This is a genomic window from methanotrophic endosymbiont of Bathymodiolus puteoserpentis (Logatchev), assembly GCF_900128525.1.
Taxonomy (GTDB): Bacteria; Pseudomonadota; Gammaproteobacteria; order Methylococcales; family Methylomonadaceae; genus Methyloprofundus.
Genome location: NZ_FQTQ01000147.1, coordinates 1 through 6,488, shown reverse-complemented (window position 1 = coordinate 6,488; position 6,488 = coordinate 1). Strand labels below are relative to the sequence as shown.

The window sequence follows — 6,488 nt, the reverse complement described above, 5'->3', positions numbered from 1 at the left end:
AATTAATTTACTAAAGACAGAACCCTCGAAAATGAGTTTAAAGAAAAAGCGATTTAAAGCCGCATTAAATGATTCGTTTAGAGAAAAAGTGATGTTTTTAGATTGAAATTTATATGCGGTTGCCCTGTAGTTTTGTGGATATACATGATATATTTTGAGAATTCGACATCATCAGCATTAACAGGTGTGTTTTCAATAATATAATAATTGTCATCAGTACCCATTAATACGTGCTTATCTGCGCTTAAACTACGACCTGAAACATCTTCATAAAGAAAATCAGAGCCCACAAAGCTGGTGCGTTTATCAGATGCGGCAATACGTTTAACTAGGTCTAAGGCAGGTAAATATAACCAGCGATCATCATCAGCGGTGATTTTCTTTAATACCATAAATACCATTTTGTTGACATCCGCTGGACGGTTGAAATAAACATACAATTTTTGCTCGCCTTCATAGGCGCGGCTATCCACATCATCTGATGTTGGCACGTCTTTACGTAAAATGACAAATTCGCGTGTGCGAGTACGGTTCTGTGCATCATTAATCGTCATTTTTACTTTTGCTTTACCATCTTGACCCTGATAATAGCTGGTGTAATTGGTGTGGTGGATGATGTCATCGACACTCGGTGTGTCTGCCAATGCAAAGCTACACGCTAAGATGGTACTTAATCCGAATAAGGCTTGTTTAATGTTCATAAATATCTCCAGTTTATGCCGTTTTAGGTAAATTTTTAAAGAAAATTCTAGGCATTAAGGTGATTAATGCGGGTAAAATTAATAAAGAACTGACACCTGCCATAAATAGAATACTGGCAATAAATACCCCGACTGTTTGGTAAGGCACTAAAGGCGCAGCTAATAAAGGTAAAAAGCCAACGCCGACGACAATCGCATTACGTGAAATCGCCATTGCAGGCTCGCTAAATAAAGGTTTGATTGCCGCTTCCCATGAGCCATAACGTGCCGTATATTCTCGTGCACGGCTTAAAAAGTGAATGGCGTAATCTACCGCTAGGCCGATACTGAGAGAACTTAAGACGGCTACGGGCATATCGTAATCTTTGCCAATTAACCCGATGATGCCGTAAATTAGGCCAACAGTAACAGTTAAAGGGATCATTGATAATAAGCCCCAAGCAAAAGACCTAAATAATAAAACCATCATAAACAAGACAACAAGAAAGCTGCCTGCGAATGATTCCAGCATACCCTTTACCATTTTATCTTGCCAAATAACATTGATATGCGTTAAACCAAACCAATTGGTTTGTAGATTATAAGGCATTGGGTGGCTAGCAATATATTGTGCCACTTGTTTTTCTACAAATACCATATCTTGGTTATCACCACTTTTCAATTGCACCCAAAGGCTAGTTTTACGGTAATCAGGAGTCACAAAATGCCATAAATCATGAGGTCTGTGACTGTTTTGGTAGGTGATTAAGGTTTGTGCAACGGCATTAGATGAATCAGGAATTCTGAATTCCTCTGTTTTACCTAGTAATAGTTCTCTATGTACTGTTTTTACTACATCCGAAAGGCTGTTAGATTTACCTACTACATCTAGGTTATTAATAAAGCTTTGTAAGTTGGCTAGATAGGTTAAGGCTTCTGGTTGTTTGAAAATTTCATTGAGCTGACGTTCTCGGTCAATAAATAATTGCACTTGGTCCCAGGTATCAAACTCGTCATCGCTTGCATTATCTAAGCCTTGATTAATCATCTGGTTTAAAGCACGATCAAGGCTGGCTTTATCGCCTGTATGTTCTTTTATAGCTGTTTGTACCGTGCCAAAAATTTGCTCAGCGTGTGCATATTCATCGTTAATCGCATCTTGTTGTGCTTGTGCTAAACGGGTTAATAATGGTGTTTTAAAGTCTGCATTAAGCACTGCATTTGGGTTCACCTCTAAAGCAAGATAAGCCATATATGTGCCGCCAAAATGTTCATTTAAAACCCGGTCAGCAACACGAATAATATGCGAAGGTGCAAACCATTTAATCGGGTTATCGTTCACATTAATCTTACTGATACCATAACCGGCTACGCCTACAGCCGTTAGTGTAAACATTAAGATTAATAGTGCATGGTTATAGGTAAATTGGCCTGTTTTAGCCAATAATTTTGCCATAAGCGTTTTATTTTCTTCGGTTGTTACATCTTTAGAGCTAATAAAGCTAGCTAGCTTTTCATCAGAAATAGAGACAATAAAGGCTGGAATAAAGGTAACTGACCAGATCCAAGCTAAAAATACCCCAATGGCAATATAGATACCAAATACTTGTACAGGGGGGATGGGTGTTAAAGCTAATGAAGCAAAACCTGCAATCGTCGTTAATGAGGTGATTAACATCGGGGTAAACAATTCATTCATAACGTGAATGATAGTTTTGCGTTTATCACGAATGGTATTATAACGGTCGAAGAAGTCCGATAAAATATGAACAGCATCCAAAATAGCAATAGGCATGATGAAGATAGGAATCATCGAGCTCATAATATGGATAGTGTTGCCAGTAATAATCAGTAAGCCCATTGTTGATAAAGCGCAGACCATTGCGACAATCATGGGTGAGGTAACAAAAATTAAGCGCTTAAAAAACCACCAAAGCAGTAAAAAAATCACTAACATGGCTAATGGTGCAGAAATAGCCATTTGCTTAAACATTTCAACACCAAAAGTATCTTGGGCAACAGGTAAGCCGGTAATATAGTATTCTTCTTCAGTAGCACCAAATTCAGCAATTTTGGCTAATAATTGCTCGCGTACTTGATAGCTGACATTTTTATTAGTAATCGGTAAGTATAAAGCAATGGCTTTACCATCATCACTGACGAGTGTGCCATTTAAGAAAGGAATATTCATGGCACGATCACGTATTGCGATAGCCTCTTCATCTGATTTGGGCGGCTCTGGCATGAGCCAGTTAAAATTAACCGTACCTAATCCGCCTTGCTCAATATTGTCAACCGTAGACGGGGCTAAGATATCAACGGCAATCACGCCAGCCATTTTGCCAGGGTTTTTCTTATCTTCCCATTTTATTCCACGAGAGAACTGTGTGAGTGCATAAATATTTGCCAGTGATTTACTGTTGAAAACCCCATTTGTATTTTGCTTATTGGTAATGCCAACGACGACAATATCGTTTAAGCTGAATTCAGTTTTCATCTGATGATTGTAAACGCGCACAGGCTCATCATCAGAGAGCATGTTTTCGGGATCAGTATCCACTTTTATGGTGGGTAAAAAAGATAATTGCTCAGGATAAATATTAGGTAATGCTGCCATCGAAATAATAAGGATAGTGAACAAAGTCATTATCCAAGTAATAATTTTCGGATGGTTAATTGAAAACAAAACAATCGGGTTGACTATTTCGGTGTCGTGATTTTTTTGAGTCATTGAGAAATCCATGAAAACAAAGGGTAAAGTAACTTAAATATAAGCTCTATTTTAGAGATTGCTAATATTATTGCAAGTTAATTTACCGTCAAAGGGGAAAATTATCAATAAATTGAATAGTCATGATAGGGTTATTTAGTTATAGGAGTTTACAAAGAAAATAGGCAGGGGGGGGGGAATATCCATTACAAAGGCGTTGTAACCTGAGTTTGTGTACACTGGGGATACGGTTATTAAAGCCGCCTCAGTTTTATCTTACTTTATTGGCTAAGGCTGTGTTGTGAGGTGGAAAAATTGTACGGTAATAAAGATAAATTTTAAAGCCAAGAGAGGTGGAAATGAAAAAAATATTAATGCTAGGATTATGCGCGCTCCTAAATATAGAGTCGTAAAACGCGACAGATCATGGGTTAATAGCCTTAGTAGTAATTTAATAAGAATATTTGGTAGCCCCACAGCTAATTAAGGGCTGTGGAGCTACAGTGTTTACATTTGCGATTGTAGGTAATTTTCAATACCTACTTTTTCTACCAACTCAAGTTGAGTTTCCAGCCAGTCTACGTGTTCTTCTTCGCTTTCTAATATATGAGTAAAGAGATCGCGAGAAACGAAATCTTTAATGCTTTCACAATATTCAATAGCTTCACGTAGCAGAGGAATAGCAATTAATTCTAGTTGCAAATCACAGCGGAGCATTTCTAGTGGTTTTTCACCGATAAGAATTTTGCCAATATTTTGTAAATTAGGTAGCCCTTCAAGAAATAAAATACGCTCAATTAATAAATCGGCATGTTTCATTTCATCAATAGACTCGTGATATTCCTTTTCATTGAGTTTGCTAAACCCCCAGTTTTTATACATTCGGGCATGTAAAAAATACTGGTTAATTGCTGTTAGTTCATTTTCGAGTGCTTGATTTAAAAACGCAATAACTTTGGTGTCGCCTTTCATAGTGTAATCCAAACTGTGTTAATAAAATTAGATCATAACGGGTATTGCGATATTTGACACATTATTTTTATTAATAAGTTCACGGACATGGCGGTTGCATTTGCCGCAATCTGAGCCTACACCAAGGCATTGATGTAAAGCTTTACGCGTGTTAATGCCATCATCAATGGCAGTTTGAATTTGTGAGTCGGTGACAGCTTTACAGATACAGATATACATAGGTGCCTCTTTTTTGTTATTTATGCTAATGATAACAATTCTTATTTGTATGTAAAGTGTTTTTTTAGGATTAGGTATGCTTAAAGGCTTGATAGAACATACTTTATAAATCGGTAGGGTATGCATTACGTACCCTACCGGTTTGATTTAAATCTATTAAAAACAACTATCGTTTGTTTAGGTTTTATGCGGAAGGTTTATCTAGCGGCTTATTTCTGTTGATTAGGTAATAAGCCACTGGGATGACAAATAAAGAAAATCCAGTTGAGGCGAAAATACCAAAAATAAAACTCCACGCCAGACCCGAAAAAACGGGATCGAGAATAATGACGACAGCACCAAACATAGCTGCAGCGGCGGTTAATAAAATCGGGCGTAAACGTGTTGCTCCTGCTTCAATTAAAGCTTCTGTTAAACTAGGGCGATCTTCTCGGTGGCGTGTTTTCTCAATAAAATCTATCAAGATAATACCATTACGTACGACAATTCCCGCGAGGGCAATCATACCAATCATGGCGGTGGCTGTGAAAAATATTTGATCGGGATAGCCATCAACGGGGCTAGTAAATAATGTATTGAGTAGCCAAAATCCTGGCATAATACCAATAACCGTTAACGGAATGGCAATCATCATAATGGCTGGTAGGCTCAGTGAGCCAGTTTGCACGACTAATAATACATAGATCATCAGTAAAGCTGCAGCAAATGCTAGTCCTAAATCCCGAAACACATCGACTGTAATCTTCCATTCACCTTCACCGCCCAACTCTACGCTATAACCTTCAGGTAAGGGGTGGTCATTAAAATCATCGAGCAAATCAATAACGGCTTCAACAGGACTACGCCCTGCTGTATCGCCTATTACATAAGCGACTCGACGCAGATTTTTATGGTACAGCGTTTGTTCATCATCAAGTTCCTTTATCTGACCAAGTTCAGCTAAAGGGACTAACTCCCCCGTTTTACTTTTAACACGCAACGTCAGTAATTGAGTAATATAAGAGCGTTGCTCTCTAGGTAATTGCAAGATGATTTCTAGGGCTTGCCGTTCGCTGGGAATATGTAATGTGCCTAATAATTGCCCGCTTAATGCTATTTTTAATGTCTGTGCAATTTGCTGACTGCTAACCTGAGTTAAGGCTGCTTTTTCTCGGTCAATTTTGAATAATAAACGTTGGTAAGGCGCATATGAATAATCGTCAACATCGACGACACCTTGCGTATGCTTAAAACGTTCACGCACATTTTTACCAATGTTAAGTAACTCAGTATAACTAGCATCTTCAGGGCCATAAATTTCAGCGACTAAAGTATCCAAAACAGGAGGTCCAGGCGGCGATTCTACTATTTTTACATTAGCATTATATTTATTTGCAATTGCTTCAATTTGCTTGCGTATACGTAAAGCAATTTGATGTGATTGTTGTTTACGCTCTTTTTTGGCAACGAAATTAATGCGAATTTCACCAACATTACTACCTGAGCGTAAATAATAATGTCTGACCATGCCATTAAAGTCCATAGGGGATGCTTGACCTATATAGGTTTCGTAATCTGTTACTTCATCAACTGTGGCGAGAAATTGACCTAAAGCTCGGGCAACTTGATCTGTTTGCTCCAGCGTGCTGTTTTTAGGCATATCGATAACCAGTTGCAATTCATTTTTATTATCAAAAGGTAATAGTTTTAGCGGGACGGTGCGTGTTACGGCGAGTAGCGCCGAGCCGATAAAAGCAATAAAAATTACGAGCACAAAAAACCAAGCGCGCCCTGGTGTGGCGATTAATGAGCCTAGAGTTTTATGATAAAACTTGTATACACCGGATTGTTTTAACCTGAATTCGTATAATAAGTGCATAACCTCTGAAAGTAACGGATAGCAATACACTGGTTGAATTGAGACAAGA

5 protein-coding genes are annotated in these 6,488 nt (G+C 38.1%); all 5 read right to left on the bottom strand.

All coding sequences use genetic code 11. The annotated features are described in order from the left end of the window. Positions 1 to 77: 77 nt before the first annotated feature. The gene (locus BQ7314_RS11660; protein ID WP_174483866.1) at positions 78 to 701 is read right to left on the bottom strand and encodes an outer membrane lipoprotein-sorting protein; all 624 of its coding nucleotides are present in this window, start codon (positions 699 to 701) and stop codon (positions 78 to 80) included. A 13-nt stretch (positions 702 to 714) separates the two neighbouring features. Further along, a complete protein-coding gene (locus BQ7314_RS11655) occupies positions 715 to 3,411 on the bottom strand; it encodes an efflux RND transporter permease subunit (RefSeq protein ID WP_174483865.1) in 2,697 nt (898 codons plus the stop codon). Positions 3,412 to 3,897: 486 nt separating this feature from the next. Next, positions 3,898 to 4,362, bottom strand: a complete 465-nt coding sequence (gene bfr, locus BQ7314_RS11650) for a bacterioferritin (RefSeq protein WP_174483864.1) — start codon at positions 4,360 to 4,362, stop codon at positions 3,898 to 3,900. Between the two features lie 27 nt (positions 4,363 to 4,389). Beyond that, positions 4,390 to 4,581 carry a (2Fe-2S)-binding protein gene (locus BQ7314_RS11645; protein ID WP_174483863.1) on the bottom strand — a complete coding sequence of 64 codons (192 nt, stop codon included), beginning with the start codon at positions 4,579 to 4,581 and terminating at the stop codon, positions 4,390 to 4,392. A gap of 184 nt (positions 4,582 to 4,765) precedes the next feature. Then, the coding region (locus tag BQ7314_RS11640; RefSeq protein WP_174483862.1) for an efflux RND transporter permease subunit at positions 4,766 to 6,488 on the bottom strand (1,723 nt) is incomplete at its 5' end.

Excerpts from the sequence above, each read along its gene's own strand:
- BQ7314_RS11660 (WP_174483866.1), bottom strand. The coding sequence starts at position 701 with ATGAACATTAAACAAGCCTTATTCGGATTAAGTACCATCTTAGCGTGT.
- BQ7314_RS11655 (WP_174483865.1), bottom strand. The coding sequence starts at position 3,411 with ATGACTCAAAAAAATCACGACACCGAAATAGTCAACCCGATTGTTTTG.
- bfr (WP_174483864.1), bottom strand. The coding sequence starts at position 4,362 with ATGAAAGGCGACACCAAAGTTATTGCGTTTTTAAATCAAGCACTCGAA.
- BQ7314_RS11645 (WP_174483863.1), bottom strand. The coding sequence starts at position 4,581 with ATGTATATCTGTATCTGTAAAGCTGTCACCGACTCACAAATTCAAACT.